Origin of the sequence: Actinokineospora spheciospongiae, assembly GCF_003182415.1 — a bacterium.
In the GTDB taxonomy this organism is placed as follows: Bacteria; Actinomycetota; Actinomycetes; order Mycobacteriales; family Pseudonocardiaceae; genus Actinokineospora; species Actinokineospora spheciospongiae.
Genome location: NZ_QHCP01000010.1, coordinates 53,369 through 80,113, shown reverse-complemented (window position 1 = coordinate 80,113; position 26,745 = coordinate 53,369). Strand labels below are relative to the sequence as shown.

Below are 26,745 nucleotides of genomic sequence, written 5' to 3'. Positions count from 1 at the left end.
GTCGGTGTGGCCCGGTTGTGCGACGACTGTGAGCCCGGCCGGTCAGCGCACCCGGTAGGTCAGGTGGGTGACGGCGGGGGAGTGGACGGCGCGCAGCGGCTCCAGCCGCACGTCGAGACCGGCGAACAGGGACTCGCCCGCACCCAGGGTGACCGGCGCCAGGTGCAGGGTCAGCTCGTCGATCTCCCCGGCGGCGAGGTAGTGGCGGATGGTCGAGGCGCCGCCCGCGATGTCCACGCGGGCGTCCCCGGCGGCTTCACGGGCCAGCGCGAGCGCGCGGTCCGGTCCCTCGGTGACGAAGTGGAAGGTCGTGCCGCCCGCCATCGGCAGCGGGTCGCGGGCGTGGTGGGTGAGCACGAACACCGGGCAGTGGTACGGCGGCTCCGCGCCCCACCAGCCCCGCCAGGACAGGTCCCACGGGCCGCGGTTGCCGTCGAACATGTTGCGCCCCATGACGTACGCGCCGATGCCCGCGTCCACCTCGGCCAGGACCGCCGCGTCGACCGGGTCGACGTCGCCGAAGGCCCAGGTGTGCAGGCGCTCGCCGCCCCGGCCGAGCGGCTGGTCCGGGCCCTGGTCCACCCCCGCGGCGAAACCGTCGAGGGACACGGAGAGGCGGCTGGTGACTGTGCTCATCGGGGTTGCTCCTGGAAGAGTTCGGTCAGGATGGTGGCGAAAGCGGCGGCGTGGGTGCCGAAACCGCCGTGGTCGCCGGGGACGGTGGTGACCTCGGTGCCGAGGCGGGCAGCGAGGGCGCGGGTGGCCCGGTGCGGCGGTTGGCCCGCGGACTCGGCCCCCACCAGGGGGATCACCGGGGTGGCCGGGAGGGTGGTCTCGTGGGCGCCGAAGCCGGGGACCTCGTGGCCGACGAAGAACGCGCTGTTGGCTGCGAAGCGCGCCACCACGGCGGCCGCCTCCGGGTCGTCCGGCGGCTCCGGCTCGTCCCCCGCCATGCCCATCGCGGCGGCGAAGACCCCCATCGCCTGCCCCGCCCCACCCGCGGCGAACGCCGCCTCGACCTCCGCCGCCACCGCCCTCCAGTGCCCGGCGTCGGGCAACAGGTCGAACAGCGGGGGTTCGTGCGCGACCAGCACCCGCACGTCCCCGGGGTGGCGGACGGCCAGTTCCAGGCCGATCTGGGCGCCGCTGCTGTTGCCGAACACGAAGGCGGGCCCGCCCAGCGCGGCGATCAACCGGTGCGCGTCCTCGGCGTGCTCGGCGACGGACTGCCGGACGGGCGGGCCGTGGAGCGGGCTGCGGGAGTTGCCGCGCCGGTCGTAGGTGACCACGGTGTACTCGACCGCGAGCCGCTCGGCCAACCCGGTGTAGCCCGCGGCGTCGTAGATCCCGCCGCAGATCAGCAGCACTAGTGGGCCGGTGCCGCGGACCTCGTGGTGCAGGGTGGCGCCGGGTACGGGCAGGGTCTCGGTCTTCATCGCGTCCTCCGGCCGGTGGTTCTGTCGGCATGAGGTCGGAGCCGACCACCGGTCCCCGACACCGCCCGCAATCCCCGTGGATAACAGTGCGGTAACGCCGGGTCGGTGCCCTAGGGTGGGGGCATGTCCGAAGTCGAGGTGGTGCGCAACTTCTTCCGGCTCTACCTGGCGGGCGACCGCGCCGCCGCCGAGGCCCTGGTCGACGACGACTTCGTGTTCACCAGCCCGGTCGACGACCACATCGACCGGGCGCTGTTCTTCGAGCGCTGCTTCCCCACCGCCGACCGGCTGCTGTCGCAGGAGATCGTGCACGCCGTGCCGACCGGCCGGGGCAGCGTCTTCGTCTGCTACGAGTACGAACTGCGCACCGGTGGCCGGTTCCGCAACACGGAGCTGATCAGCGTCCGGGACGGCAGGCTGACCGAGGCCCAGGTCTACTTCGGCGGCTCCTTCGCCCCCGAGACCCCCGGGGCCTGACCGCACCTCAGGAGCGGTCCGGGCCGGTGAAGGCGTGTTCGCGCTCGCGGCCGTCGGGGCTGTCGCCGAACAGGCGGGCGTCCTCGGTGGGCTCGGTGGCCGCCGCCGGGGCCGGGCGCGGGCCGGTGGGCACCCGCTCGGAGCGCAGGCGCGGCAGCGCGTACGGGTGCCGGGTCCTGGCCCAGGCGACCAGCCGCTCGCGCACCAGGCAGCGCAGGTCGAACAGGGTCGGCGCGTCGACCGCGCTCACCAGGGCGCGCACCCGGACCAGGGTGTTCACCGCGTCGGTGACCTGCAGAACGCAGACCCGGCCGTCCCACAGGTCCGTCGCGTCCAGGACGGACCGCAGCTCGGTCCGCATCTCCTCCACCGGCATCGCCCAGTCGACGTCGATCTCGACCGTGCCGAGCAGCGCGGCCTCGCGCCGGGTCCAGTTCTCGAACGGGTTCGACATGAAGTGCGAGGTGGGGATGACCAGCCTGCGGTCGTCCCAGATGTGCACGACCAGGTAGGTGAGCGTGATGTCCTCGATCCGGCCCCACTCGCCCTCGACGATCACCACGTCGTCGAGCCGGATGGCGTCGCTGAACGCGATCTGCAACCCGGCGAACACGTTGCCCAGCAACGACTGCGCGGCCAGCGCGGCGATGGCGCCGATGACACCGGCCGAGGCCAGCAGGCTGGTGCCCGCCGCGCGCGCCCCGGGGAAGGTCATCAGCATCGCGGCCAGCGCCAGCACGGCCACCCCGGCCACGGTCACCCTGCGCACCAACGTGATCTGCGTCTGCACCCGGCGGGCGTGCCGGTTGTCGCGCTCGTCCACGCGCAGCCGCGACAGCGCGGTCTGCTCGGCCGACAGCAGCACCCCGGCGAGCAGCCAGGCACCGCTGCCGATCAGCGCCAGCGTCATCGCGTGCGTCACCGGCCCGGTCCACCCGGTCGGCGGCAGCGCCACGAACACGGTCAGCCGGAGGATGAGCACCGCCCCGAAGCAGCGCAGCGGCCTCGACGTGTGCTCGACCAGCCCGGCCAGCAGCGCCGACCGCCTGCCCAGTCGCCGGAACCCCCGCCGCAGCAGGTATTCCAGCACCAGGAACACCCCGAACACCGCCACCGCGACCACTCCCGCGGACAGCACCCCCATCCACGCCTCCGACATCGGCGCCTCCCTCCGTGTGTCGTCCGGTCGGAACGGGTGGGTTACCACCCAGGGCACGTCGACTCACCGGGCGTGGTTCGCTTCACAATTGACAACTCGTCAAATTCAGGTGTTTTCGGGTGATTGAGTCCACCCCGATCGGGGCATGTTCTCTCCACAGCGTTCACCAGGACCAGGGAGTTCACTCGGAAGGGATACCCGCCATGGACACCACCGCCACGCTGCAGCACCCGTCGAGCACCAACTTCGACTTCTCCTCCGACGAGCCCATGGGGGCCTGCCTGTGCCCGGAGTTCGCCCACGGCAGGCGTGAACTGCACGTCACCGGCCAGCCCGGCTGCGTGGACGAGGTCCGCGCGAGCTGAGCCCCACCCCGTCTGCTTTCCTAGGGGCCCGGCACGGTCGCCGGGTCGTTCTGGAGGGCAGATGGACGCGGAAGAAGACGTGCGCGGAGAACGCCACCCCGGCGCCGGGGTGGCGTCCGCGCTCACCGGGGCCGCCGCCCTGTTCGTGCTGCTGCGCCTGCTGGCGGTCTCGGGCTACGACTGGCACACCGCGTTCGCCCTGCTGCACACCCTGGACTTCGAGGACGCGCCCGCGATCTTCCTCGGCACCTTCATGGCGAACCGGGTGATCAGCAGCGTCCTGCTGGTGGCGTTGATCCCGTTCACGATCCTGGCCTACGCGGGCGCCCGCCGGGCCCGGGACCACCGGGCGTGGGCGGGTCCGGGGCTGCTGGTGGTGGTGTTGGTCGCGATGGTCGTGGCGCACGTGCGCAGCTACCGGAGCTGGGGGCTGCTCATCGCGATCGTGGTGCTGGGCGTGGTGTTGACGTTGGTCGAACGCACCCGCGACCACCCGCGCTTCGGCGGTCCGGTGCGGTGGGTGCTCCGGAGTTCCAGGTCGCTGGCGGTGGTGGGTGCACTCGTCTGCGCGGCGGTGGTGAGCACGCCCTGGGTTCCATTGGAACGCATCGAGACGACCACCGGCATCGACGACTTCCACGTCTTCGACGTCAGCCCGGGCTTCCTCAAGGTCCTCACCGCCGACACCCACGAGTTCCGCATCTTCCGCGACGACGAGATCCGGCACCGCGTGGAACTCACTGACCACTGACGGTCCGGGACGCACACCCGGCTGCCGGACCTCGCACGCCGCGAGCGCTCAGTAGGCCAGGCCCGCGGCGGCGCCGAGCAGCGCGGTCCCACCGGTGCCCAACCAGCCCTCCGCCGACCCGGCGTGCTGGGCCATGGTGTGCACGTCGCGGAACCGGCGCTGCAACGACGAGGAGTCCCGCGCCGCGCCACCGCCGCCGAGGCGGTAGCAGGTGTCCACCGCGGCGACGCAGGTCTCGGTGATCCAGGCCAGCGTCGCCGAAGCCTCCGGGCTGGCGGGCCCGACCGAAGCCGGGTCGGCGGCGGCCCGCGCCCAGAACTCCCCGGCCACCTCGCGCAGCAGCGCCCGCGCGGCCCGCACGCCCGCCTCGGCCCGGCCCAGGTGCACCTGGAAGACGGGGGAGTCCAGCAGCGACGCCTTGGCGTAGAGGCGGTGCTTGCCGCCGGTGGCCAGCGCGACCACGTCGTCGACCGCGCCCTGGGCGGTGCCCACCGCCACCGCGGCCATGTGCAGCACGAAGTGCACCAGCGGCGCGGTGTACAGCGGCCCCGGCACGCACGGCACCCCGGTGAACACGTCGAAGGTGTCCCGCTCCGGCGCCACGGCATCGGCCACGGCGATGTCGTTGCTGCCGGTGCCGCGCAGGCCCAACACCCGCCAGGTGTCGAGCACCTCGGCGCCGGGCAGCAGCACCGCCCGCAGCACCGGCACCCCGTCGACCACCCGGGGCGCGCCGCCGTCGGTCAGCACGCAGTTGCCGAACAGGTGATCGGCGTGCCCGGACCCGCTGGCGAACGCCCACCGCCCGGACACCCGGTAACCACCGGCCACCGGCTCGGCCGTGCCCTGCGCGTTGAACCCACCCGCCACCACCACGTCCGGCGACCCCGCGTACAGCTCGTCGAACCGCTCGCGGTCCAGCAGCGACAGGAGCTGCGGGGTCTCCGCGCCGATCATCACCGTCCACCCGGTCGCCGCGTCCGCCCGCGCCAGCGCCTCCAGCACGTCGAGACCGGTGCGCAGGTCCGTCTCCAGGCCACCGTGCGAGCGCGGGGTGAACATGCGGAAGAAACCCGCGGTCTTCAACTCCTTGACCAGGTCGACCGGCAGTTCCCGACCGTTCTCGATCTCCTCGGCCCGGGCGGCGAGGGTGGGGGCGAGGTCACGCGCGGTGTCCAGCAACGACATCGATGGGTCCTTCCGGGAGCGGGCTACGAGGAGTACTCGTCGCCACCCGCCACCCCGTTAGCGCTTTCCCGACGGCGGTACTGCTGCACGCCACCGCGATCGCGCACCGCGACGCCGTGGGCGCGCAGCCGGTCGAGGGCGTCCGCCGCCGCGCCCACCCGCTTGTCGCGCAGGGCGTTGCGGCGCTCGCGCAGCAAGGAGTGCGCGGTGCCGTCGAGGTCCGGTGTCCCGTCGACCCAGCCGGTGAACTCGGCCTCGTGCGGGTCGGCCGTGCCCCGCCACGGGTAACCGAACCGCTCGAACGCCGCCGCCAACCCGTCGGTGGGCAGATCCGTCACCCGAACCCGAACCGACTCGCCGAAGTCATGACCGAGCACCACCAGGTCCCGCCCGTCGGTGAACACCGCCGCCACCCGATCGCGGGCCACGTGCAGCGCGGAACCGTTCTCCACCACCAGAACGCGGTCACCACCCACCGTCACAACCGGACTCTCCCGACGTGCCACCACCGCCAACCACACCCCCACCCCGGCACCGACGACGGTCAGCACCGGCACCGCCACCACCGTGGGCAACTGCGCGGCCACCCGCAGCGGCCCCGGCGCACCCCCGACGAGCCCGGTCAGCCAACGCACCAACGGCGCGACCCCGAACCCCGCGGCGCACCCCAGTACGGCCCCGCCCACCCGCAGCAGCCACAGCCACACCACGGGCATCCTGATCGTCACGGCCCGCTCGTCCGTCCCCATGCTCTCCCCCTCGTCATCCCGCAGCGGCGACGGTAGGGGACCGGGCGGGGACGACGACACCGGGTATGGACAGCCGCCGACTGGGTAGTCCGATCGGGCCAGCCCGGTCCCGAATGGGGGAACCGGCGGCACGGAGGAAGGGCGTGCGGGATGTCTGTGGGGTTGCTGGTGCTGTTCGCCGGAGTCGTCATGACCGCCTACGTCATCCCCGGCCCCGACTGGGCAGTCGTCCTGCGGCACTCCGCCCGCGACCGCCGCACCGGCTTCGTCGCCATGCTGGGCGTGCAGGCGGGCCTGTGCGTGCACATGGCCGCCGCCGCCCTCGGCGTCTCCACGCTGATCACCCACAGCCCGGTCGCCTTCACCGCCTTGAAGGTCGTCGGCGCGGCCTACCTGGTCTACCTGGGTGCCACCGCGCTGTGGCGCTCCTGGCGCCGCCCGGAAGCCGCCCCCACCGAGGACGACGGCACCGCGTCCGCATCGATGGGCCGGGTCTTCCGCCAGTCCTTCACCTCCAACGTCCTCAACCCCAAGGCGGCCCTGTTCTTCGTCAGCGTGCTGCCCCAGTTCCTGTCGGCCGACGCACCGGCGGGTCCCCAGGTGTTGCTGCTGGGCGGGCTCGACATCGCGCTCGGCCTGGTGTGGTGGACCGCGTTCGTGCTGCTCACCTCCCGGCTGTCGAGGTTCATGCGCCGCAGCGGCCCGCGCAAGGCCCTCGACCGCGTCACCGGCGGCGCCCTCGTCGGCCTGGGCGTCACCCTGGCGGTCGCGGGCTGACCACCCCGGCCGGGCAGGTCGTCGTCACTGGTCGGCTTTGGAAATGCGGGAAAGCGCGATGATGAGGCCTGCGCCGCAGGCGCTGGTGAGGAGTACGCCTGTCAGGCCGACGACAACGCTGATGGTGTCGCTGAATCCGCTGGCGGTGACGATGTCGGCAGCGACGGGGGCAAGGATGCTCGTGCCCGCCATGAACCCCATACCGAGGAGGAAGCCGTCCATCAGCGGTTTCTGACGCGGGCTCGGAGACGGGTTGGGGTCGGTCTTCTTCACGGTGACGTTGGCGAGGGGGGCGGTGACGGCGAGTTCGGGCGTGGAGTCGAGGAGCACGTCGAGGGTGGTGCGTTGGTCGCCGGGCAGGATGGTGGGGTCCAGGACCAGGGCGGTGTCGTCGACTGTCAGGGCGGGGGCGGGCAGGTTGTCGCGCTTGGTGGTCGAGTGGGTGGCGATGAGGCGCAGGACGGGGGTGGCGAGGTCGATGCGGAGGGGTCCGGCGAAGTCGGCGGGGACGATGTCCTTGCGGCCGCGGGCGGCGATCTGCACCCGGACGATGTGGGGATCGGCCAGCGGGGTGTCCTCGAAGCCGACCGTGATGCCCTCGGCGCGGGTGGTCATCAGGGGCGTGTCGGAGCCGATCCAGATGTTGAGCTGCCGTTTCGGGTTGGCCGACCGCCAGGCGGCCCACGCGCCCACGCCGATGGCGGCGATGGCGACGGCGACGGCGGCGATGGCCCAGAACGTGCCTGAGGCGTAGAAGGGGGTGTTGTCCGCGTCCGGCGTCTGGGCCCAGTCCATCGGGTGATCAAACCAGTCCCGCGCGGATCGTGGGGGCGTTCGGACTGCCTGCCCGGGCGGCAGTCGGCGGTGTTCGGGCAGGCACCCGCGACCGGGGGTCCGGGAGCAACCACGACTGTCCTGTCCGCTCGAACTCGACGGTGGATCATCACTGCTTGTGACCACTTTGACACCCTCTGCGTTTTGGCCGGGTGGCGGTGGGTAGGCCTCGTCCAGGCCGGGCACCGGAGCGGGAACCGGCTGACTCGCGACCGCGACCGTCGGCGACAGGAAGGCCGAGACGATGTCTCGACAGGACAGCACGACCGGGGCGCCACTGGTCGACTGGCTGGACGCGTACCGCCGCGTCGAGCTCCCAAGGGGCGGTGACGGCATCCTCGCCAAACCCGACGACGGCAGCCCGGCACACGACGTGGTCGAGGTGTTCCCGCCCGTCACCGTCAGCGTGCCGATGGTCGGGATCACGTGGAGCCTGCGCGTGGTGTTCGAGCCGGAGGACACCGTCCTCTCCCTCGAACTGGGCTACGCCTTGCCCCTCCGCCCCCCGGTCCGCCTGGGCGGCACGCAGGGCAGCGCCAGGGATTCGGTGACGATGCGCTTCGCGGCGAGACCCCTCTTCACCGGCACGGCTGAGATCTACCCCAGGGACGACTGGGTCCGGTGGAAACACGACAGCGCCGGGGGACTGCTCGGCCCCTGCTCCTTCGACGCCAAGCTGTACCGCCTCGGTCGCTGACGCCGTGCGCTGAGACCCCGGCGCCAACACCACCGACGACTCGGTGAGCCATCACGCAGTGCCGGTCCCCACCGCACCCCGAGCAGTGGTCCAAGCGCTGGACCAACTCCGGCATTCTGCCTGTCGAGGGCAACTACTTGATCCGCGTCTCATTCTTTGCCACACCAACAGTTGGTGCTCTAACGTTTGGTGTACCAAAGGAGGTGTCGTGGACGAGAAGGACCCGCTGGCCCTGGAGCGCCAGGTCTGCTTCGCGCTGTCGATCGCCGCGCGCAGCGTGGTGGCGATCTACCGGCCGCTGTTGGAGCCGATGGGGCTGACCCACCCGCAGTACCTGGTCATGCTCGCGCTGTGGCAGCGGTCCCCGCTCAGCGGCAAGGAGTTGGCCGGTCTGCTCGCCCTGGACCCGGGAACCCTGACGCCGCTGCTCAAGCGCTTGGAGGCGACGGGTTACCTGCGCCGCGAGCGTCACCGCGACGACGAGCGCTCGCTCGCCGTCACCCTCACCGAGGAGGGGCGGGCGCTGCGGGAGCGGGCGCTGCTCATCCCGCCGCAGGTCGTGGCCACGCTCGGCATGTCCATCCCCGAGTTGGAGGACCTGCACGCCTCGCTCACCCGCGTCATCGCCGCCGCGAAACAGGAGTCGTGATGAAGCCCAGTCCCGCTCTGCGCCTCTGGTACGCCGTCGGGGGCAGGTTGCCCCGGCGGTACGCCGACTACGTGCTGCGCACCGCCACCGACCGCAGTTGGCTCGTCCGGTTCACCCTGCGGGTGCTGCTGCGGGCCGTGCTCCCCGCGACCGCCGCCATCACCCTGGTCCTGCTGCTCGCCCTCGGCGCGCCGGTGGGGTTGGCCCTGGCCTGCGGATCGCTGGGATTGATCGTCGGCATGTACTACGCGCTGTCCTACTCGATCGAGAGCGTGGAGGGGCTGGTGGCGCGGTACGGGTTCGCGCCGGGGACCGCTGCCCGGATGCGGGAGGAGCGCAAGGAGGCGCGGGACCCGGAGCGGGAGGCGCGCTACGCGGAGCGGTGGCGCTCAAACTGAACCTACTCCCGGTAACTTAACGGTGGTAAGTTAGTCGCAGTCACCGTTGCGGAAGGGGATCGGCATGGCCGCCGAACACGTAGACGTCCTGATCGTCGGAGCCGGGCTCTCCGGCATCGGCGCCGCCAGCCACCTGCGCGAGCGGTTGCCGGGCAAGTCCTTCGTGATCCTGGAGGGCCGGGGTGCCATCGGCGGCACCTGGGACCTGTTCCGCTACCCGGGCGTGCGCTCGGACTCGGACATGTTCACCCTCGGGTACGCGCACAAGCCGTGGACCGCGCCCAAGTCCATCGCCGACGGCGACTCGATCCGCGACTACATCCGCGAGGCCGCCGCCGAGAGCGGGGTCGACCGGCACGTCCGCTTCCACCACCGGGTCGTCAGCGCCGAGTGGTCGACCCCGGACGCGCGCTGGACGGTCACCGCCGAGCGCTCCGACACCGGTGAGGTCGCCGTGTTCACCGCGGGCTTCCTGTTCGCCTGCACCGGCTACTACCGCTACGAGCACGGCTACACCCCCGAGTTCCCCGGCGTCGACGACTACCGCGGCACCCTGGTGCACCCGCAGTTGTGGCCGGAAGACCTCGACTGGACCGGCAAGAAGGTCGTGGTGATCGGCTCCGGCGCCACCGCGGTCACCCTGGTCCCGTCGATGGCCGGGGCCGCCGAGCACGTCACCATGCTCCAGCGCTCGCCCAGCTACGTGCTCACCCTCGGCTCGCGCGACCCGATCGCCGACTTCGCCCGCAAGTGGCTGCCCGCCAAGGTGGCCTACCCGGTCATCCGGTGGAAGAACGTGCTGATGGCCACGGCGTTCTACCAGCTCAGCAAGCGCAGGCCCGCGTTCGTGAAGAACCTCCTGCGCAAGGACGCCGCCCGCAGGCTCCCCGCGGACTTCGACCTCGACACGCACTTCAAGCCCCGCTACGACCCGTGGGACCAGCGCGTGTGCTTCGTCCCCGACGGCGACCTGTTCCGCGCGCTGCGCAAGGGGAACGCCTCGGTGGTCACCGACCGGATCGAGACGTTCACCGAGACCGGCCTGCGGCTGGAGTCCGGTGCCGAGCTGGAGGCCGACGTCGTGGTGACCGCCACCGGCCTGGACGTGCTCATGCTCGGCGGCATGACCGTCTCGGTGGACGGGGAGAAGGTCGACCCGGCCGACACCGTGGCCTACAAGGGCATGATGCTCGGCGGCGTGCCCAACGCGGCGCTGGCCGTGGGCTACACCAACGCCTCCTGGACGCTCAAGATCGACCTGGTGTCGGAGTACGTGTGCAGGCTGCTCAAGCACATGGACGCCAAGGGCGTGCGGATCGTCACCCCGAAGACCCCGGCCGCCTCCGTCGGCCGGGTGCCGTTCCTGGACCTCCAAGCCGGTTACGTGCAGCGGGCCGCGGCCACGCTCCCGCAGCAGGCCGAGGTGGCCCCGTGGCGACTGCGGCAGAACTACCCGGCGGACGTGCGCACCCTGCGCTACGGGCCGGTGGACGACGCGGTCGAGTTCAGCCGCTGAGCGACCCGACCCGGGTGGCGGCGGGTAAGGTGACCGGACCCGCCGCCGTCCGAAGGGGAGCATGGGCACGCTCGCACCCGCCACCGTGACCGGCCTCTCCCGCTGCACCGCGGTGTTCGAACCGGCCGACCCGCACCGCGCGGGCACCGTCGCCTTCCACGGCGACCTGCCGCAGGACCCGACCGGGGAACTGACCATCCTGCGGCCGGACGGCCCCGGCGCGGTCGAGGTGACCGTCCCGGTGCTGCGGCTGCCGGTGGCCGACGCCGTCGCGGCCCTCACCAGGGCCCGGCGCGCACCCGGCGCCGACCCGGCCGCCGCGTTCTGGGGCGCGGTGGCGCTGGTGGCACTGCAACTGGTGGCCCGCGGCCGGATCGTGCCCGGTGTCTCGCCGGGCGGGTTCGACGCCTGGCGGGCCGGGCCGCTCGACGCCGCCGACGCCGCGCGGCTGCGCGAACTCGCCGACGCCATGCCCGCCACCGCGCGCTCGGTGCCGCTGGCCGGTGAGGGCGACACCCTGGCCGACCCGCTGACCCTGGTGCGCGGCTTCGTCGACGCCGTCGCCGACGGGATGCCGCGCACCGCCGCCGCCCCGCAGGCCGCGGGCGGGCCGCTGTTCGCCTCCCGCGCGCCCAACCGGGTGCCGCACCTGCGCCCGTGGTCGGCCGGGATGTCCGCGGGCCTGGACTCCGGGGTGCGCGTCTCGCTGCGGCTGGAGGTGCCCGGCGCGGACTACGCCGGCGCGGCGTTCGAGGCCGTCGTGCAGGCGCACTCGCTGGCCGACCCGGCCGTGGTGGTCGACGCGGAGCGGCTGTGGTCCGACCCCGGCCACCGGCTCGGCGCGGATTCCCGGATCGAGCTGACCAGGGCGCTGCGCCGGGCCGCCCGCACCTGGCCGGTGCTCGACCGGCTGCTCGGGCAGGGCGTGCCCGACCGGCTGGTGCTCGACGACGGCGAGGTCGCCGACCTGTTCGGCGTGGCGCCCCGGCTGGCCGCGGCGGGGGTGGAGGTGCACTGGCCGCGCGAACTGGTCCGGTCGTTGACCGCGCGCGCCGTGGTCGGGCGGTCCGAGCGGCCCACCTCCGACGCCGCGTCGGTGTTCGGCGGGGACGGGCTGTTCGCCTTCGACTGGCAGTTGGCGCTGGGCGAGCAGCCGCTGACCGCCGCCGAGCTGGACCGGCTGGCCGAGTCGCGGCGGCCGGTGGTGCGGCTGCGCGACGAGTGGGTCCTGGTCGACCCGGACCTGGCCCGCAGGGCGCGCGACCGGGAGTTGAAGCCGGTCACCGCCCTGGAGGCCCTCGGCGTCGCGCTGACCGGTTCGGTCGAGGTCGACGGCGAACGCGTCGAGGTCGTCGCCGACACCTGGCTGGCGGAGCTGCGCGCCCGCATCGCCGACCCGGACGCGGGCACCGAGGTCGTCGCGGCGCCCGCCGCGCTGGCCGCGACCCTGCGCGACTACCAGCTCTGCGGCCTGCGCTGGCTGGCCCGGATGACCGGCCTGGGCCTCGGCGGCTGCCTGGCCGACGACATGGGCCTGGGCAAGACGGTCACCCTGATCGCGCTGCACCTGCACCGCGCCGAGTCCGAGCGCACCGCCGGGCCGACGCTGGTGGTGTGCCCGGCGTCGCTGCTGGGCAACTGGGAGCGGGAGATCACCCGGTTCGCCCCGGGCACCCCGGTCCGCCGCTTCCACGGCCCGGCCCGCTCGCTCGACGGCACCGACGCCGGGTTCGTGCTCACCACCTACGGCACCATGCGCCTCGACGCGGGCGCGCTCGCCGAGCACCGCTGGGGACTGCTGGTCGCCGACGAGGCCCAGCACGTGAAGAACCCGGCGTCGAGCACGGCCAAGGCGCTGCGGGCGATCCCGGCCGGGGCGCGCGTCGCGCTGACCGGCACGCCGGTGGAGAACAACCTCTCGGAGCTGTGGGCGGTGCTGGACTGGACCACCCCGGGCCTGCTCGGGTCGCTCCCGGCGTTCCGCGGCCGGTGGGCCAAGCCGATCGAGGCCGACCGCGACACCGCCACCGCCGACCGGCTGGCCCGGCTGATCCGCCCGTTCCTGCTGCGCCGCCGCAAGTCCGACCCCGGCATCGCCCCCGAGCTGCCGCCGAAGACCGAGACCGACCAGCCGGTGCCGCTCACCCACGAGCAGGCCGCGCTGTACCGGGCGGTGGTCACCGAGACGATGGCCCGCATCCAGGCCGCCGACGGCATGGCCCGCCGCGGCCTGATCATGCGGCTGCTGACCGGGCTCAAGCAGATCTGCAACCACCCCGCGCAGTACCTGAGGGAGCCCGAGGCCCGGTTGGCGGGCCGCTCCGGGAAGCTGGAGCTGCTCGACGAGCTGCTGGACACGATCCTCGCCGAGGGCGGCGCGGTGCTGGTGTTCACCCAGTACGTGCAACTGGGCAGGCTGCTCGAACGGCACCTGCGCGACCGCGGCGTGCGCACCGGCTTCCTGCACGGCGGCACCCCCGTGCCGCGCCGCGAGGACCTGGTGCGCGGGTTCGACGCGGGGGAGTTCCCGGTGTTCCTGCTCTCGCTCAAGGCGGCGGGCACCGGTCTGAACCTGACCCGCGCGGACCACGTCGTGCACTACGACCGCTGGTGGAACCCGGCCGTGGAGGACCAGGCCACCGACCGCGCGTACCGCATCGGCCAGACCCGCCCGGTGCAGGTGCACCGGCTGATCGCCGAGGGCACGGTGGAGGACCGCATCGCCGGGATGCTGCGCGCCAAGCGCGACCTCGCCGACGCCATCCTGACCGCGGGCGAGGCCGCCCTCACCGAGCTGACCAACGCCGAACTGGCCGACCTGGTCGAGCTGCGGGGCGGCCGGTGAGCGACGCCGCCCGCGGCTTCCCCGCCTTCCCGGCCGCCACCCGCCGCGCGGGCCGGTTCGCCCGGTCCTGGTGGGGTCGGGCGTGGGTGAAGGCGCTGGAGGACACCGCGCTCGACGAGGGGCAGCTCCGGCAGGGCCGCCGCTACGCGCGGGCGGGCTACGTCGGCGCGATCACCGTGGCCGCGGGTCGCCTGTCCGCGGCGGTCCAGGACTACGAGGACGACACGGCCTACCACACGGTCGTCCGCCTGGAACCGCTGTCGGACGGCGAGTGGGCGCGCTTCCTGGAGCAGATCGGCGCCGAGGCGGGCCACATCGCCGCCCTGCTCGACGGCGACATGCCCACGTCCCTGGTGGACGCGGCGGCCGACGCCGGGGTCCGGCTGCTGCCCGGGATCGGCGACCTGGACCCGGACTGCCCCTGCCCGGGCTTCGAGCTGCCCTGCCGCCACGCCGCCGCCCTGGCCTACCAGACCTCGTGGCTGCTCGACGCCGATCCCTTCGTGCTGCTGCTGATCCGCGGCCGCGACCAGCCCACCCTGCTCGACGCCCTGCGCGCCACCCCCGACCCCGCCGAGACCGGCACCGGCACCCCCGCCGCGGAGGCGTTCGCCCGGCCCCCGGTGCGGCTGCCGGAACCGCCGCCGCTGCCGGAGACCGCCCCGGGCACCCTGTCCATCCCGCCCGCCCCCGGCATCGACCCCGCCGCCCTGGCCCTGCTGGCCGCCGACGCCGCCGCCCGCGCCCGGCAGCTCCTCGGAGCCGCGCTCGCCCCCGACGGGTCCGACGACCCCGATCTGTCCACGTTGGACACCTGGCCGGACACCGTCCGCTGGGCCGCCACCCACCCCGGGGCCGCCGACCGGCTGGCCGCCACCCCCGGCATCGCCCGCGCCACCGCCGCCTGGCGGGCCGCGGGCCCGTCCGGGCTCGACGTCCTCGACACCGCGTGGACCCCGGACCCGGCCGACCTCGCGCCCGCCCGCGACGCCCTCGCCGCCACCTGGGACGAGGACCCCGCGGCCACGGTGTGGTGCAACCGCTGGACCGCGGGTCCGCACCAACTGCGCTACGCCCGCGACGGCCGCTGGCACCCCTACCGCGTCGTGGACGGCACCTGGTGGCCCGCGGGCCCACCCCACCGCGACGCCGCCGCGGCCCTGCTGTCCCTGCTCGCCTGAACCCGACCGCCGTCAGGCGCCCGCGCGGAGCCGGTCCACGAAGCGGAGCTTGCCCAGCACGGTGGGGGACAGGACGAACGGGTAGACGTCGTCCTTGCCCATGCTGCGGTTGAGCTGGTTCACCGCCCGCGACAGCGGCACCCAGGTGTCGACCAGCTCCTCGAAGCAGGCGTCCTCGGTGGGGATGGCGTCGACCGGGGCGTCCGGGTGCGGGGGGATGGGGGAGCCCGCGACCAGGACGCCGAAGGCCGCCGCCGTCTGCACCGTGTCGCGGATGTGCAGCAGGTGCGCGAAGGTCTCCGCCCAGTCCTCCCACGGGTGGGCGGTGGCGTAGGTGCTGACGTGGGTCTCCTGCCAGTCGGGGGCCGGGGTGCCCGCGTAGTGCTCGCGCAGGGCCTGCTGGTAGTCGGCCCGCTCGTCGCCGAAGAGGTCGCGGAACGGTCCCTCGGCGGGCGTGCCGGATACCAGGACCTCCCAGTACCAGTGGCCGACCTCGTGGCGGAAGTGGCCGAGCACGGTGCGGTAGGGCTCGGCGAGCCGGGCGCGCAGTGCCTCCCGGTGGGCGTCGTCGCCCTCGGCCAGGTCGATGGTGATGACACCGGAGGCGTGCCCGGTGACCACCGGCTCCTGGGCGCTCGACAGCAGTTCGAAGGACAGGCCGTCGACGGGCAGGCCCAGGTCGTCGAGCTGGAAGACCAGGCGGCGCTTGGCCGATTCGGCCGTGGCGAAGGTGGACAGTCCCGCCGCGTCCCCGTCGGCCGGGCGGGTGCGGGTCAGGGCGCAGCAGTCGCACAGGGCGCCGTCGACGTCGGGAATCCAGTTGCAGCCCGCCAACCCGGCGTTGCCGCACCGCGTGTCGGCGACGACCAGGGTCCGCTCCGCCCGCCGGTAGCCGACCTCGGTCGAGCACACCACGCACGCCGAGTTCTCGAAGAACAACACGTTGCCGCACACGGGGCAGGAGAAGGACCTCACCGCCCCCGGGTACCCGCCGCCCCGCCGGTTCACGCCCCGCAACGCGAAGCGGCCCTCCCCGGGAATCCCGGGGAGGGCCGCTCGGCTTGCTGGGGCCGGTTACTTCTTGGCCGCCAGGTCGATGTCGACGGTGTTGCCGTCGCTGGCGACGAAGGCGCCGATGATCGGGCTCAGCGGCCCGCACTTCACCGTCTCCGACAGGGAGTACTTGCCCTTGAGCTTGCCGCCCTTGAGCACGTCGAAGTTGCCGACGGACTTGAGCTGGATGTCCGAGGGCTTCTTGGTCTTGCAGCTGTCACCCTGGTAGATCGGGATGCCGAACAGCGCGACCTTGGTGAGCTTGATGGTCAGCTTGCCGTTGAAGGTGACCGCCTTGTTCGACACGGTGCCCGAGGGCTGGCCCACCTGGTCGAAGCCAATGTTCGCCGAGACCGGCAGGAAGCCGAAGATCCGGAACTGGCCGCTGGTGGCCTTGAGGTTCAGGTCACCGGTGTACTTGCCCGCCGAGAGGTCGGCGACCGCGGAGAACGAGCCCTTCAGCGGAACGCTGCCGCCGAGGCCGACCAGCTTCGACGAGCCGGACACCTTGTAGTCGACCTTCGTGCCGTCGTTCGGCTTGGTGGTCGTGGTGGTCGGCTCGGTCGTCGTGGTGGTGGGCTCGGTGGTGGTCGTCGTCGGCTCAGTCGTCGTGGTCGTCGGCTCAGTCGTCGTCGTGGTGGGCTCGGTCGTGGTGGTGGTCGGTTCCGTGGTCGTCGTCGTCGGTTCCGTCGTGGTGGTCGGTTCCGTCGTCGTCGTGGTCGGTTCCGTGGTCGTGGTGGTGGGCTCGGTGGTGGTCGTCGTCGGCTCAGTCGTGGTGGTCGTCGGCTCAGTCGTCGTCGTGGTGGGCTCGGTGGTCGTCGTCGTCGGTTCCGTCGTGGTGGTCGTCGGTTCCGTCGTCGTCGTGGTCGGCTCGGTGGTCGTGGTGGTGGGGTCGGTGGTGGTCGTGGTCTCCACCGGCGTGATCTGGAACGTGGCCAGCGTGACGTTCTGGCCCGGCACCACGGTGCACAGCGAGTCGAACGTGCCCAGGCCGGTCAGCGTGCCGTCGGCGCGCTTGGGCGACAGGGTCAGCTTGAGGTCACCGAGGGTGATCTTCGCTTCGCCCGGCTTCTGGAACGACAGCGAGGGGGTCGAGCCGGTGGCCGGGATGTCGAACGCGCCCGACGCCGGGACGTTGGTCTTCGGGACCGCGATCGGCACGTTCACCGGCAGCGTGATGTCCGGGGCCGCCACGGTCGCGCCCGCCAGGGCGGTGCCCTCCACGGTGGCCGCGCCGACCAGGGACAGGCCCTGCGTCGCGGTGCCCGAGACGGTGGTGATCGCCTGGATGTCGAAGGCGCCGGTCTGCTCGCCGACGGCGACCGAGGTGGGCAGGTCGGTGTTGATGACGACCTTGATGTCCTGGTTGCCGATCAGCGGGAACGGGCACGAGTAGTTCAGGGTCAACGACACCGGGGCCGCGGAGCTGGTGCCGCCGCCGAGCAGCAGCCCGGTCGCGACCAGACCGACGGAGGTGGTGGCGGCGAGACCCGCCAGCACCTTCTTGGAAACCTTGGGACGCATCAGGGTTTAGACCTTCCTGGGGTATCAGCGGTGATACAGGGAAATACTTCCAGGCCCGCCCGGCCCGAATGTTCTTTCCGAGGGGTCCGCAGGGGAAACGAAACCACGCTCACCTCCGCGTGCGCAAGGAGCGTTCTTTCTTTTCCGATGTGTACACCTCTCGGTTACCCGGCAACGACGCCGAGTGGTTTACAGAGCTCGATCCGTTGTCCCGCTTGGCAATCGCCGACTTGCTCGAAGTGGTCGCTTCCGCATCGGCTTTTCGTCCGGAAGTGATGAAAAACGTTCCGGCGGTCACCAGCCACAGGCTCCAGAGGGCATAACCGGCGAAATTGACCGCATCCGCGAACTCGAAGCCGAGCGGCACCAGGACGCCCGCGGCGATCATCGGCACGGAGGCTGCCGCGAGTGCTAGCGAGAACCGCCCGCCGGGCATCCGGCGTCCGAGCGCGACGGCGGCGAGGGTGGTCCACGCGGCGGTCAGCAGGTACCCGACCGTCTCGCCGAGCACCGTGCCGAGCGCGGTGTGGACGACCGGGAAGGACTCGACGTCCAGGAACGGCACCAGCAGCGGCCAGCGCAGCAGTCCGACGACCTGGACCGCCGCGGCGGCCACGCCGGTCACCGCCAGTGCCCGGCCGTACCGCCCCGCGTGGCGGCGCAGGCGCAGCGCGATCGGGGCCAGCAGGCCCGCGCCGACCGCGAGCAGCAGGAACGTCGAGCCGATGAGGACGGGCCGCCGGTGGAAGCGCGCCAGCACCTCGGCCGCCGGGTGGCCGAGCACGTCGGGGTAGTCGAAGACCGCGCCGAGGACGGCGAAGGCGGTGTTCGCCGCCACCGCCCCGGCGACCATCAGCGTTCCGGTGGTCCGGTCGCGCACGGCGACCCCCTTTCTGTACGTCGTACAATTTGTACGCTGTGCAGAGTTAATCCTGTACGCTGTCCAACGTCAAGGGTCGAGCCGAGGAGGAGTCGAATGCCGGGACGCCCGGGACCCCGGCGCACGCTGTCGCCGGAGACCATCACCGACGCGGCGCTGCGCCTGCTCGACGAGAGCGGCGCGGAGGCGCTGTCGATGCGCGGGATCGCGGCCGCCGCCGGGGTCGCGCCGAACGCCCTCTACACCTACTTCCCGGACAAGGCCGCGGTCGTGCGCGCCGTCTTCGACCGGCTCCTCGGCAGGCACGGCATCCCGCCGCTGACCGGACCGGGGCGCTGGGACGAGCGGCTGCGCGGGGCCGCCGTGGGGTTGCGGGAGGGCGTGCTGGCCCACCCGGGTTCGGCGGCGCTGCTGATGTCGGCCCCGCTGGACGGGCCGGAGGCGCTGCGGCTCGGCGAACTGGTGCTCGACGCCCTCGCCGAGGCGGGCCTGGACCGCGAGACGGCCGCGCGGGCGTCCTACTCGGTCATCGTCCACGTGCTGGGCTCGATCGCGCTGGAGGCCGCCGACCAGGGGGCGGCGCCGTCGGAGGCGGAGCGGATCGGCGGGCGGCGGGCCGGGCTGGCCGCCCTCCCGGCGGACCGGTACCCGCGCACGGTGGCCGCCGCCGACGTCATCGCGCGGTACAACACCGTGGAGCAGTACCTCTGGGGCCTCGACCGGCTGCTCGCGGGCATCACCGGCGGCTGACCCCCGTCCGTCCACAGAGGATGCCCCGGTCGTGGGCTCGACACGTCTGGTAGGACAGGTGCGTGCAGTGGACACTCGAAGTCGTCGTCGTGCCCGTCTCCGACGTGGACCGGGCCAAGGAGTTCTACGCCGACCGGCTCGGCTTCACCCTCGACCACGACGCCCGCGTCAGCGACGACATGCGGGTGGTGCAGCTCACCCCGCCCGGCTCCGGCTGCTCGATCGTGATCGGCACCGGCGTCGGCGTCATGGAACCCGGCTCCCTCAAGGGGTTGCAGCTCGTCGTCGGCGACATCCGCGCCGCGCACGCGCAGTTGGCCGAGCGGGGCGTGACGACCACGCCGGTGCAGGTCGCCGGACCCGGCGGGTTCCGCCCCGCCGAGCCCGACGACGACCTGAACAACCAGGGCTTCCTGTTCTTCGACGACCCCGACGGCAACGGCTGGGTCGTCCAGCAGATCACCGCCCGCCTCAACCCGCCGGGTACGTCCGGGGGGTGAACACGGCCGTCGAGCCGTCGCCGCGCTCGACCACCCTGGTCTGCGACGAGCCGATCAGCAGCAGGCAGCGCATGTCCACGGTGGTCGGGTCCAGCTCGCCCAACCGCAGCACCCGGACCGTCTCCTGCGGACCGCCCACGTCGCGCCCGACCACCACCGGGGTGTCCGGGGAGCGGTGGCGCAGCAGCACGTCCCGCGCCTCGCCGAGCTGCCAGGTCCGCGACTTCGACGCCGGGTTGTAGATCGCGATCGCCAGGTCGGCGGCGGCCACCGCGTCCAGGCGGCGCACGATGACCTCCCACGGCTTGAGCCGGTCCGACAGCGAGATGGTGGCGAAGTCGTGCCCCAGCGGCGCCCCGACCCGGCTGGCCACCGCCTGCGCGGCGGTCAACCCGGGCAGCACCCGCACCGGCACGTCCTTCCACTGCGGGTCGGTCGCCACCTCCAGCACCGCCGCGGCCATGGCGAACACGCCGGGGTCACCGGAGGAGACCACCGCGACCCGCCGCCCGCGCTTGGCCAGGTCGAGCGCGAACGCCGCCCGCTCGGCCTCCACCTGGTTGTCCGAGGCGTGCCTGCGCTGCCGCGGGTTCGGCGCCACCCGCGCCAGGTACGTCGTGTACCCGACCAGGTCGTCGGCCACCGCCAGCGCCTCCTGCGCCTCCGGTGTCAGCCACGGCCGCCCCGCCGGACCGGTGCCCACGACGGTCACCGAGCCCCCCACCGAGCCGGTCGCCACGTGCGGCGACACCCCGGCGGCCACCCCGTCGTTGACCGGGCTGGGCAGCAGCGCCAGGGAGAAGTACGGAACCGACGCCGGGTCCACCTCGGCCAGCGGCAGCGCCCGCCCCTGCTCCCAGGTCGCCCGCTCCACGTACAGCGCCCGGTCGAGCTTCCCGGCCGCCTCGAACGCCCCGCGCACCTTGTCGAAGTTGCGCCCCAGCTTGAGCACCGCCGCGGAGTCGGTGGCCGCGAGCCGCGCCGACAGCGCCTCCGCGGGCAGCGTCCCCGGCAGCACGGTCAACACCTCCTCGCCCTCCACCAGCGGCACGCCCAGGACCGCCGACGCCGCGCTGACCGAGGTCACCCCGGGCACAACCTCGGTGGCGTAGCGACCGCAGAGCCGCTTGTGCATGTGCATGTAGGAGCCGTAGAACAGCGGGTCGCCCTCGGCGAGCACCACCACGTCGCGCCCGGCGTCGAGGTGCGCGGCCAGCCGGGCGGCGGCGGCTTCGTAGAAGTCGGCCATGGCGCCCGCGTAGCCGCCGGGGTGGTCGGTGGTCTCCACCGTCAGCGGGTAGACGAGCTGTTCCTCGATCTGCCCCTCCCGCAGGTAGGGGGCGGCGACACCGCGCGCGATCGACCGGCCGTGCCGGGCCGAGTGGTAGGCGACCACCGCGGCCGAGGAGATCAGCCGGGCCGCCTTCACCGTCACCAGCTCGGGGTCGCCGGGGCCCAGGCCGACCCCGTACAGCGTGCCGGTCATTCCTCCTCGCTCGCGATCGCGTTGACCGCGGCCACGGCCATCGCGCTGCCGCCGCGCCGACCCCGCACCACCAGGTACGGGACCTCACCGGGGTACGCGGCCAGGGCGTCCTTGGACTCGGCGGCGCCGATGAACCCGACCGGCAGCCCGAGGACCGCCGCCGGGCGGCCCGCGCCCGACTCGATCAGCTCCAGCAGCCGGAACAGCGCGGTCGGCGCGTTGCCGATCGCCACCACGGCGCCGTTGAGGTGGTCGCGCCACAGCTCCAGCGCCGCCGCGCTGCGGGTGTTGCCCAGCTCCTCGGCCAGCCCCGGCACCCGAGGGTCCGTCAGCGTGCAGAGGACGTCGTTGTCCGCGGGCAGCCTGCGGCGGGTGATGCCGGAGGCGACCATGTGCGCGTCGCACAGGATCGGGTGCCGGGCCAGCAGCGCGGCGCGCGCGGAGGCGACCACGTCGGGGGAGTACGCGACGTCGTCGACCAGGTCGACCATGCCGCAGGCGTGGATCATCCGCACCACCACCCTGGCCACGTCCTCGGGCAGCCCGTCCAGCCGCGCCTCGGACCGGATCGTGGCGAACGACCGCCGGTAGATCTCCGGGCCGTCCTTCACGTACTCGGGCACCGTGTAGCCGTTCTCGCTGTACTCGCTCACCGCTGTTCCCTTCCCTGGGTCGCCGCCTCGACCACCCGCTCGCCGGGCACCGCCCGACCGTCGACGAGGTAGCCGGCCTCCGTGGCCACCACGTCCAGCACATCCCCGGCGGGCCGCCCGCACCGCCGGTCGCAGCCCGACCAGTGCACCGCCCGCCCGCCGACCCGCAGCCCGCGCGCCGCCGCCTGCACGTCGGCGTGCGCCTTGGCGCAACCAGGCCGCCCGGTGCACGCGGTCACCCCGATCCCCGGGTCGTCCGCCGAGGTCAGCAACCCCACGTCGGCCAGCCCGGACCCGTCGCCGCGCACCACCGCACCCCGCCAGGGGGTGAGCACGACGTCGCCGTGCCCGGCCAGCGCGGCGGCCTGCTCCCGGGTGATCCGGCCCAGCGGTACGGCCACCCCGAACCCGGTGTCGCCGTCGCCGAACCCGACCGGTCCGACGGGACCGGCCGTCACCGGCGGGGTGACCGTAACCCGCGCGGGTCCCGCGCCCAGCCGGGTGGCGATCTCCGCCACACCCGCGCCCAGCTCGCGCACCCGCCACTGCCCGTCGCGCAGCTCCAGGAACGCCCGCGCGGCGGCCAGCACCGCCCCGACCACCTCGCCCGGGCGCACCCGCACGCCGTGGTCGGCGCCGCCGAGCAGGACCGCCACCGCGTCGCCGACCGGCAGCGCGGCCACGTCGGCCCCGGCCCAGGCCACGTCGCCGCGCCCGTCGTCCAGGCAGAACAGGAACCGGCCGGGCAGCCCGGCGAGGCCGGGGTCCGCGCACATGCCCGCGTCCAGCTCGGCCACCCACCGCTGCCCGCCCAGCGGGGAGGCCATGATGTTGCGCACTTTCTCGTGCGTCGGCGACGGCAGCAGCCCCACCCGGGCCAGCCGGTCACCCAGCTCGACCTCCGCGCCCGGGGCCAGCCCGCGCACCTGGAGGTTCGCCCGCGAGGTCAGCTCCAGCACGGGAGTGCCCAGGTCGGCAGCCGCTTCGGCCACCGCGAGCAACTGCTCGGGCCGCAGCAGACCGCCCGGCACGCGCACCCGGGCGAGCCCACCGTCGGCCGCCGCGTGCGTGTCGAGCGCACCGGGGCAGGCATCGGCGCCCGTTCGGCGCTGGGGGAGGGGCACCCGGTGAATATAGGGTGGGCGCGACACAGCAATGGCACGTGGAGGAAGCCGGTGCGAAACCGGCGCGGTCCCGCCACTGTCACCCGGGCACCCGCCCGGGGAGCCAGGAACTCCGGCCATTGCCCACCGATCCAGGGGCGCGGACACCCCGGGAAGGGACTCGATGATCCTGCTGCTGTCCACCTCGGACACCGACCTGCTCTCCGCCCGCGCCAGCGGCGCGGAGTACCGGCTGGCCAACCCGGCCCGGTTGCACGTCGACGACCTGCCCGGCCTGCTCGACGGCGTCGGCGTGGTCGTCGTCCGGCTGCTCGGCGGTCGCCGGGCCTGGGAGGACGGCCTCGACGCGCTCCTCGCCGGGGACCGGCCGGTGGTCGTGCTCGGCGGTGAGCAGGCGCCGGACGCGGAGCTGATGGAGTGCTCCACCGCCCCCGGCGGGGTCGTCGCGGAGGCCCACCGCTACCTCGCCCACGGCGGCCCGGCCAACCTGCGCGAACTGGCGAACTTCCTGTCCGACACGCTGCTGCTCACCGGCCACGGCTTCCAGCCCCCGGTCGAGCTGGCGCCGTGGGGCCGCCTGGACTGGACGCCCACCCGCACCGAGGGCCCGCGCGTCGGCATCCTCTACTACCGCGCGCACCACCTGTCCGGGAACACCGCGTTCGTCGCCGCCCTGGCCGACGCCGTGGAGGCCAAGGGCGGGCAGGCCGTGCCGGTCTACTGCGCCTCGCTGCGCACCGCCCCGGCCGAACTGCTCGACGTCCTCGGCACCCTGGACGCCCTGGTCGTGACCGTGCTCGCCGCGGGCGGCACGCTGCCCGCCGCCGCGAGCGCGGGCGGCGACGACGGCGCCTGGGACGTCGGCGCCCTGGCCGACCTCGACATCCCCATCCTCCAGGGCCTCGCCCTGACCTCCTCGCGGTCGGCCTGGGAGGAGAGCGACGACGGCTTGTCCCCGCTCGACACCGCCACCCAGGTCGCGGTGCCGGAGTTCGACGGTCGGCTGATCACCGTGCCGTTCTCGTTCAAGGAGCAGGACCGCGACGGCCTGTCGGTCTACGTGCCCGACCCCGAGCGCGCCCTGCGGGTGGCGGGCATCGCCGTCGCGCACGCGCGCCTGAGGCACGTGCCACCGGGTGAGCGCAAGATCGCGCTGATGCTCTCGGCCTACCCCACCAAGCACGCCCGCATCGGCAACGCCGTCGGCCTCGACTCCCCGGCCAGCGCCGTGCGCCTGCTCAAGGCCCTGCGCGGCGCGGGCTACGACATCGGCCCCGCCGAGGGCCCGGACGCGCTGCCCGGCATCGCCGCCGACGACGGCGACGCCCTGATCCACGCCCTGATCGAGGCAGGTGGGCAGGACCCGAACTGGCTCACCGAGGAACAGCTCACCGGCAACCCGGTGCGCATCTCCGCGGCGGAGTACCGCGAGTTCTTCGCCACGCTGCCCGCCGAGCTGCGCGAGTCGATGGAGGAGCACTGGGGCCCGGCCCCCGGTTCGCTGTTCGTCGACACGTCGAACGACGCCGAGGGCGAGATCGTGCTCGCGGCGCTGCGCGCGGGCAACGTCGTGCTGATCGTGCAGCCCCCGCGCGGCTTCGGCGAGAACCCGGTGGCGATCTACCACGACCCGGACCTGCCGCCGAGCCACCACTACCTGGCCGCCTACCGGTGGGTCGCGGCCACCTTCGGCGCGCACGCCATGATCCACCTGGGCAAGCACGGGAACCTGGAGTGGCTGCCCGGCAAGAACCTCGGCCTCTCCGCCGCCTGCGGCCCCGACGCGGCCCTGGGCGACATGCCGCTGGTCTACCCGTTCCTGGTCAACGACCCCGGCGAGGGCACCCAGGCCAAGCGGCGCGCGCACGCCACCCTGGTCGACCACCTGGTGCCGCCGATGGCCCGCGCGGAGAGCTACGGCGACATCGCCCGGCTGGAGCAGCTCCTCGACGAGCACTCCAACATCGCCGCGATGGACCCGGCGAAGCTGCCCGCGATCCGCGCGCAGATCTGGACCCTGATCCAGGCCGCCAAGCTCGACCACGACCTGGGCCTCGACGACCGCCCGCACGACGCGGAGTTCGACGACTTCCTGCTGCACGTCGACGGCTGGCTGTGCGAGATCAAGGACGTGCAGATCCGCGACGGTCTGCACACCCTCGGCGACCCGCCGGTGGGCGCGGCCAGGGTCAACCTGGTCAACTCCATGCTGCGCGCCCGGCAGATGTGGGGCGGGCAGGCCGCCGCGCTGCCCGGCCTGCGCGAGGCGCTGGGCCTGTCCGAGGACGGCTCGGAGTCGCGCACCCGCACCGACGAGATCGACGCGCAGGCCCTCGCCCTGGTCCAGGCCATGGAGGACCACGACTGGGACCCGGCCGCCGCCGCGCGGGTGTCGGACAACCCGGCCGTGGTCGAGGTGCTGACCTTCGCCGCGGTGGAGGTCGTGCCCCGGCTGGCCCGCACCACCGACGAGATCGACAACGTCCTGCACGCCCTCGACGGCGGCTACGTGCCCGCCGGTCCCAGCGGCTCACCGCTGCGCGGCCTGGTCAACGTGCTGCCCACGGGCCGCAACTTCTACTCCGTCGACCCCAAGGCGGTGCCCAGCCGCCTGGCCTGGGAGACCGGCTCGGCGATGGCGGAGTCGCTGGTGCAGCGCTACCGGCGCGACACCGGCGAGTGGCCGCGCTCGGTCGGCCTGTCGGTGTGGGGCACCTCGGCCATGCGCACCGCGGGCGACGACATCGCCGAGGTGCTGGCCCTGCTCGGCGCCCGCCCGGTCTGGGACGAGGCGTCCCGGCGCATCAGCGGCCTGGAGGTCATCCCGCTGGTGGAGCTGGACCGCCCCCGCATCGACGTCACCGTCCGCATCTCCGGCTTCTTCCGCGACGCCTTCCCCCACGTCGTCTACCTGCTCGACGACGCGGTCCGGATGATCGCCGCCCTGGACGAACCCGAAGCGGACAACTACGTCCGCGCCCACGTCCAGGCCGACGCCGAGCGAGGTGAACGTCAGGCCACCACCCGCATCTTCGGCTCCAAGCCCGGCGCGTACGGCGCGGGCCTGCTCCCGCTGATCGACAGCCACAACTGGCGCGACGACAAGGACCTCGCCGAGGTCTACGCGGTCTGGGGCGGCTTCGCCTACGGCCGTGACCTCGACGGCGTATCGGCCCGCGCGGACATGGAATCGGCCTACCGCCGCATCAACGTCGCCGCCAAGAACGTCGACACCCGCGAACACGACATCGCCGACTCCGACGACTACTTCCAGTACCACGGCGGCATGATCGCCACCGTCCGCTCCCTCACCGGCAAGGCCCCCGCCGCCTACATCGGCGACAGCACCAACCCCGACGCGGTCCGCACCCGCTCCCTGTCGGAGGAGACCAACCGCGTCTTCCGCTCCCGCGTGGTCAACCCCCGCTGGATCGAGGCCATGCGCCGCCACGGCTACAAGGGCGCCTTCGAACTGGCGGCCACCGTCGACTACCTCTTCGGCTACGACGCCACCACCGGCGTCGTCGCCGACTGGATGTACGACAAGCTCGCGCAGACCTACGCCCTGGACCCGGAGAACCGCAAGTTCCTCACCGAGTCCAACCCGTGGGCCCTGCACGGCATCGCCGAACGCCTCCTGGAAGCCGCCGACCGCAAGATGTGGGCCGAACCGGACCCGGAGACCCTGCGGCAGCTCCAGGAGCTCTACCTCCAGGTCGAGGGCGACATCGAGGCCGGGTCCGAGTAGCGGTC

Annotated in this window: 25 protein-coding genes and 1 riboswitch; of the genes, 13 read left to right on the top strand and 12 right to left on the bottom strand. The window is 73.3% G+C overall.

Features of this window, described 5'->3' with window-relative positions:
* Positions 1-42: 42 nt before the first annotated feature.
* Positions 43-636, bottom strand: coding sequence for a dihydrofolate reductase family protein (locus DFQ13_RS24030; protein ID WP_110081448.1), 594 nt, complete (start codon positions 634-636; stop codon positions 43-45).
* A complete protein-coding gene (locus DFQ13_RS24025) occupies positions 633-1,436 on the bottom strand; it encodes an alpha/beta hydrolase (RefSeq protein ID WP_110081447.1) in 804 nt (267 codons plus the stop codon). Before DFQ13_RS24025 ends, DFQ13_RS24030 begins: the two co-directional genes overlap by 4 nt.
* A 123-nt stretch (positions 1,437-1,559) precedes the next feature.
* Here DFQ13_RS24025 and DFQ13_RS24020 point away from each other — a divergent pair, with 123 nt between their 5' ends.
* Positions 1,560-1,913 carry a nuclear transport factor 2 family protein gene (locus DFQ13_RS24020; protein ID WP_035278561.1) on the top strand — a complete coding sequence of 118 codons (354 nt, stop codon included), beginning with the start codon at positions 1,560-1,562 and terminating at the stop codon, positions 1,911-1,913.
* A 7-nt stretch (positions 1,914-1,920) separates the two neighbouring features.
* On the opposite strand, the gene DFQ13_RS24015 is transcribed toward DFQ13_RS24020, so the two are convergent.
* Entirely contained in the window at positions 1,921-3,072 is a 1,152-nt protein-coding gene (locus DFQ13_RS24015) for a mechanosensitive ion channel family protein (RefSeq protein WP_035278558.1), read from the bottom strand.
* A 203-nt stretch (positions 3,073-3,275) separates the two neighbouring features.
* On the opposite strand from DFQ13_RS24015, the gene DFQ13_RS34075 reads away from it, so the two are divergent.
* Both DFQ13_RS34075 and DFQ13_RS24010 read left to right on the top strand, forming a co-directional pair.
* Positions 3,276-3,437 (top strand): hypothetical protein, encoded by a 162-nt coding sequence (locus DFQ13_RS34075; RefSeq protein ID WP_161784416.1) that lies wholly within the window; start codon positions 3,276-3,278, stop codon positions 3,435-3,437.
* A 61-nt stretch (positions 3,438-3,498) separates the two neighbouring features.
* Positions 3,499-4,188 (top strand): hypothetical protein, encoded by a 690-nt coding sequence (locus DFQ13_RS24010; protein ID WP_052020587.1) that lies wholly within the window; start codon positions 3,499-3,501, stop codon positions 4,186-4,188.
* Positions 4,189-4,236: 48 nt separating this feature from the next.
* Here DFQ13_RS24010 and DFQ13_RS24005 read toward each other — a convergent pair whose 3' ends face one another.
* Together DFQ13_RS24005 and DFQ13_RS24000 are read right to left on the bottom strand one after the other, a co-directional pair.
* Positions 4,237-5,376: an acyl-CoA dehydrogenase family protein gene (locus DFQ13_RS24005; protein WP_110081446.1), complete on the bottom strand. Its 1,140-nt coding sequence runs from the start codon at positions 5,374-5,376 to the stop codon at positions 4,237-4,239.
* Positions 5,377-5,399: 23 nt separating this feature from the next.
* Complete coding sequence (locus tag DFQ13_RS24000) at positions 5,400-6,125, bottom strand: YqeB family protein (protein ID WP_219994631.1); 726 nt, start codon at positions 6,123-6,125, stop codon at positions 5,400-5,402.
* 150 nt (positions 6,126-6,275) lie between these two features.
* Between DFQ13_RS24000 and DFQ13_RS23995 the strand changes: the two genes are divergently transcribed.
* Complete coding sequence (locus DFQ13_RS23995; RefSeq protein WP_110081445.1) at positions 6,276-6,902, top strand: LysE family translocator; 627 nt, start codon at positions 6,276-6,278, stop codon at positions 6,900-6,902.
* Positions 6,903-6,926: 24 nt separating this feature from the next.
* On the opposite strand, the gene DFQ13_RS23990 is transcribed toward DFQ13_RS23995, so the two are convergent.
* The gene (locus tag DFQ13_RS23990) at positions 6,927-7,697 is read right to left on the bottom strand and encodes an MDR/zinc-dependent alcohol dehydrogenase-like family protein (RefSeq protein WP_110081444.1); all 771 of its coding nucleotides are present in this window, start codon (positions 7,695-7,697) and stop codon (positions 6,927-6,929) included.
* Positions 7,698-7,980: 283 nt separating this feature from the next.
* On the opposite strand from DFQ13_RS23990, the gene DFQ13_RS23985 reads away from it, so the two are divergent.
* The 6 genes from DFQ13_RS23985 (at position 7,981) to DFQ13_RS23960 (ending at position 15,022) form a co-directional block, all read left to right on the top strand.
* Positions 7,981-8,433: a hypothetical protein gene (locus tag DFQ13_RS23985; RefSeq protein WP_110081443.1), complete on the top strand. Its 453-nt coding sequence runs from the start codon at positions 7,981-7,983 to the stop codon at positions 8,431-8,433.
* Between the two features lie 208 nt (positions 8,434-8,641).
* Complete coding sequence (locus DFQ13_RS23980; protein WP_035278549.1) at positions 8,642-9,082, top strand: MarR family winged helix-turn-helix transcriptional regulator; 441 nt, start codon at positions 8,642-8,644, stop codon at positions 9,080-9,082.
* Complete coding sequence (locus tag DFQ13_RS23975) at positions 9,082-9,480, top strand: DUF5313 family protein (protein ID WP_110081442.1); 399 nt, start codon at positions 9,082-9,084, stop codon at positions 9,478-9,480. Before DFQ13_RS23980 ends, DFQ13_RS23975 begins: the two co-directional genes overlap by 1 nt.
* A 64-nt stretch (positions 9,481-9,544) precedes the next feature.
* Entirely contained in the window at positions 9,545-10,996 is a 1,452-nt protein-coding gene (locus tag DFQ13_RS23970; RefSeq protein WP_110081441.1) for a flavin-containing monooxygenase, read from the top strand.
* A gap of 61 nt (positions 10,997-11,057) precedes the next feature.
* Positions 11,058-13,841, top strand: coding sequence for a DEAD/DEAH box helicase (locus DFQ13_RS23965; RefSeq protein WP_110081440.1), 2,784 nt, complete (start codon positions 11,058-11,060; stop codon positions 13,839-13,841).
* Positions 13,838-15,022, top strand: coding sequence for an SWIM zinc finger family protein (locus DFQ13_RS23960; protein WP_110081439.1), 1,185 nt, complete (start codon positions 13,838-13,840; stop codon positions 15,020-15,022). The genes DFQ13_RS23965 and DFQ13_RS23960 overlap by 4 nt, the downstream gene beginning before the upstream one ends.
* Before the next feature lie 12 nt (positions 15,023-15,034).
* On the opposite strand, the gene DFQ13_RS23955 is transcribed toward DFQ13_RS23960, so the two are convergent.
* The 3 genes from DFQ13_RS23955 to DFQ13_RS23940 form a co-directional block, all read right to left on the bottom strand.
* Positions 15,035-15,997, bottom strand: a complete 963-nt coding sequence (locus tag DFQ13_RS23955; protein ID WP_110081555.1) for a zinc-binding metallopeptidase family protein — start codon at positions 15,995-15,997, stop codon at positions 15,035-15,037.
* A 99-nt stretch (positions 15,998-16,096) separates the two neighbouring features.
* Positions 16,097-17,599 (bottom strand): DUF6801 domain-containing protein, encoded by a 1,503-nt coding sequence (locus DFQ13_RS34070; protein ID WP_181400129.1) that lies wholly within the window; start codon positions 17,597-17,599, stop codon positions 16,097-16,099.
* A 109-nt stretch (positions 17,600-17,708) separates the two neighbouring features.
* Positions 17,709-18,479 (bottom strand): DUF4386 family protein, encoded by a 771-nt coding sequence (locus DFQ13_RS23940; RefSeq protein ID WP_219994629.1) that lies wholly within the window; start codon positions 18,477-18,479, stop codon positions 17,709-17,711.
* Between the two features lie 96 nt (positions 18,480-18,575).
* On the opposite strand from DFQ13_RS23940, the gene DFQ13_RS23935 reads away from it, so the two are divergent.
* Together DFQ13_RS23935 and DFQ13_RS23930 are read left to right on the top strand one after the other, a co-directional pair.
* Positions 18,576-19,229: a TetR/AcrR family transcriptional regulator gene (locus DFQ13_RS23935; RefSeq protein WP_035279798.1), complete on the top strand. Its 654-nt coding sequence runs from the start codon at positions 18,576-18,578 to the stop codon at positions 19,227-19,229.
* A 62-nt stretch (positions 19,230-19,291) separates the two neighbouring features.
* A complete protein-coding gene (locus DFQ13_RS23930) occupies positions 19,292-19,729 on the top strand; it encodes a VOC family protein (RefSeq protein ID WP_035279797.1) in 438 nt (145 codons plus the stop codon).
* Here the strand turns inward: DFQ13_RS23930 and DFQ13_RS23925 are convergent.
* From DFQ13_RS23925 to DFQ13_RS23915, 3 genes are read right to left on the bottom strand one after another with little or no spacing between them, the layout of a single operon-like run.
* Positions 19,701-21,215, bottom strand: a complete 1,515-nt coding sequence (locus DFQ13_RS23925) for a precorrin-2 C(20)-methyltransferase (RefSeq protein WP_110081437.1) — start codon at positions 21,213-21,215, stop codon at positions 19,701-19,703. The genes DFQ13_RS23930 and DFQ13_RS23925 overlap by 29 nt on opposite strands.
* Positions 21,212-21,838: a precorrin-8X methylmutase gene (locus tag DFQ13_RS23920; RefSeq protein ID WP_110081553.1), complete on the bottom strand. Its 627-nt coding sequence runs from the start codon at positions 21,836-21,838 to the stop codon at positions 21,212-21,214. The genes DFQ13_RS23925 and DFQ13_RS23920 overlap by 4 nt, the downstream gene beginning before the upstream one ends.
* 26 nt (positions 21,839-21,864) lie before the next feature.
* Positions 21,865-22,992, bottom strand: coding sequence for a precorrin-3B synthase (locus DFQ13_RS23915; protein WP_110081436.1), 1,128 nt, complete (start codon positions 22,990-22,992; stop codon positions 21,865-21,867).
* Between the two features lie 41 nt (positions 22,993-23,033).
* Positions 23,034-23,105, top strand: a riboswitch (cobalamin riboswitch).
* 50 nt (positions 23,106-23,155) lie between these two features.
* Here DFQ13_RS23915 and cobN point away from each other — a divergent pair.
* Entirely contained in the window at positions 23,156-26,740 is a 3,585-nt protein-coding gene (gene cobN / locus DFQ13_RS23910) for a cobaltochelatase subunit CobN (protein WP_110081435.1), read from the top strand.
* Positions 26,741-26,745: the final 5 nt, after the last annotated feature.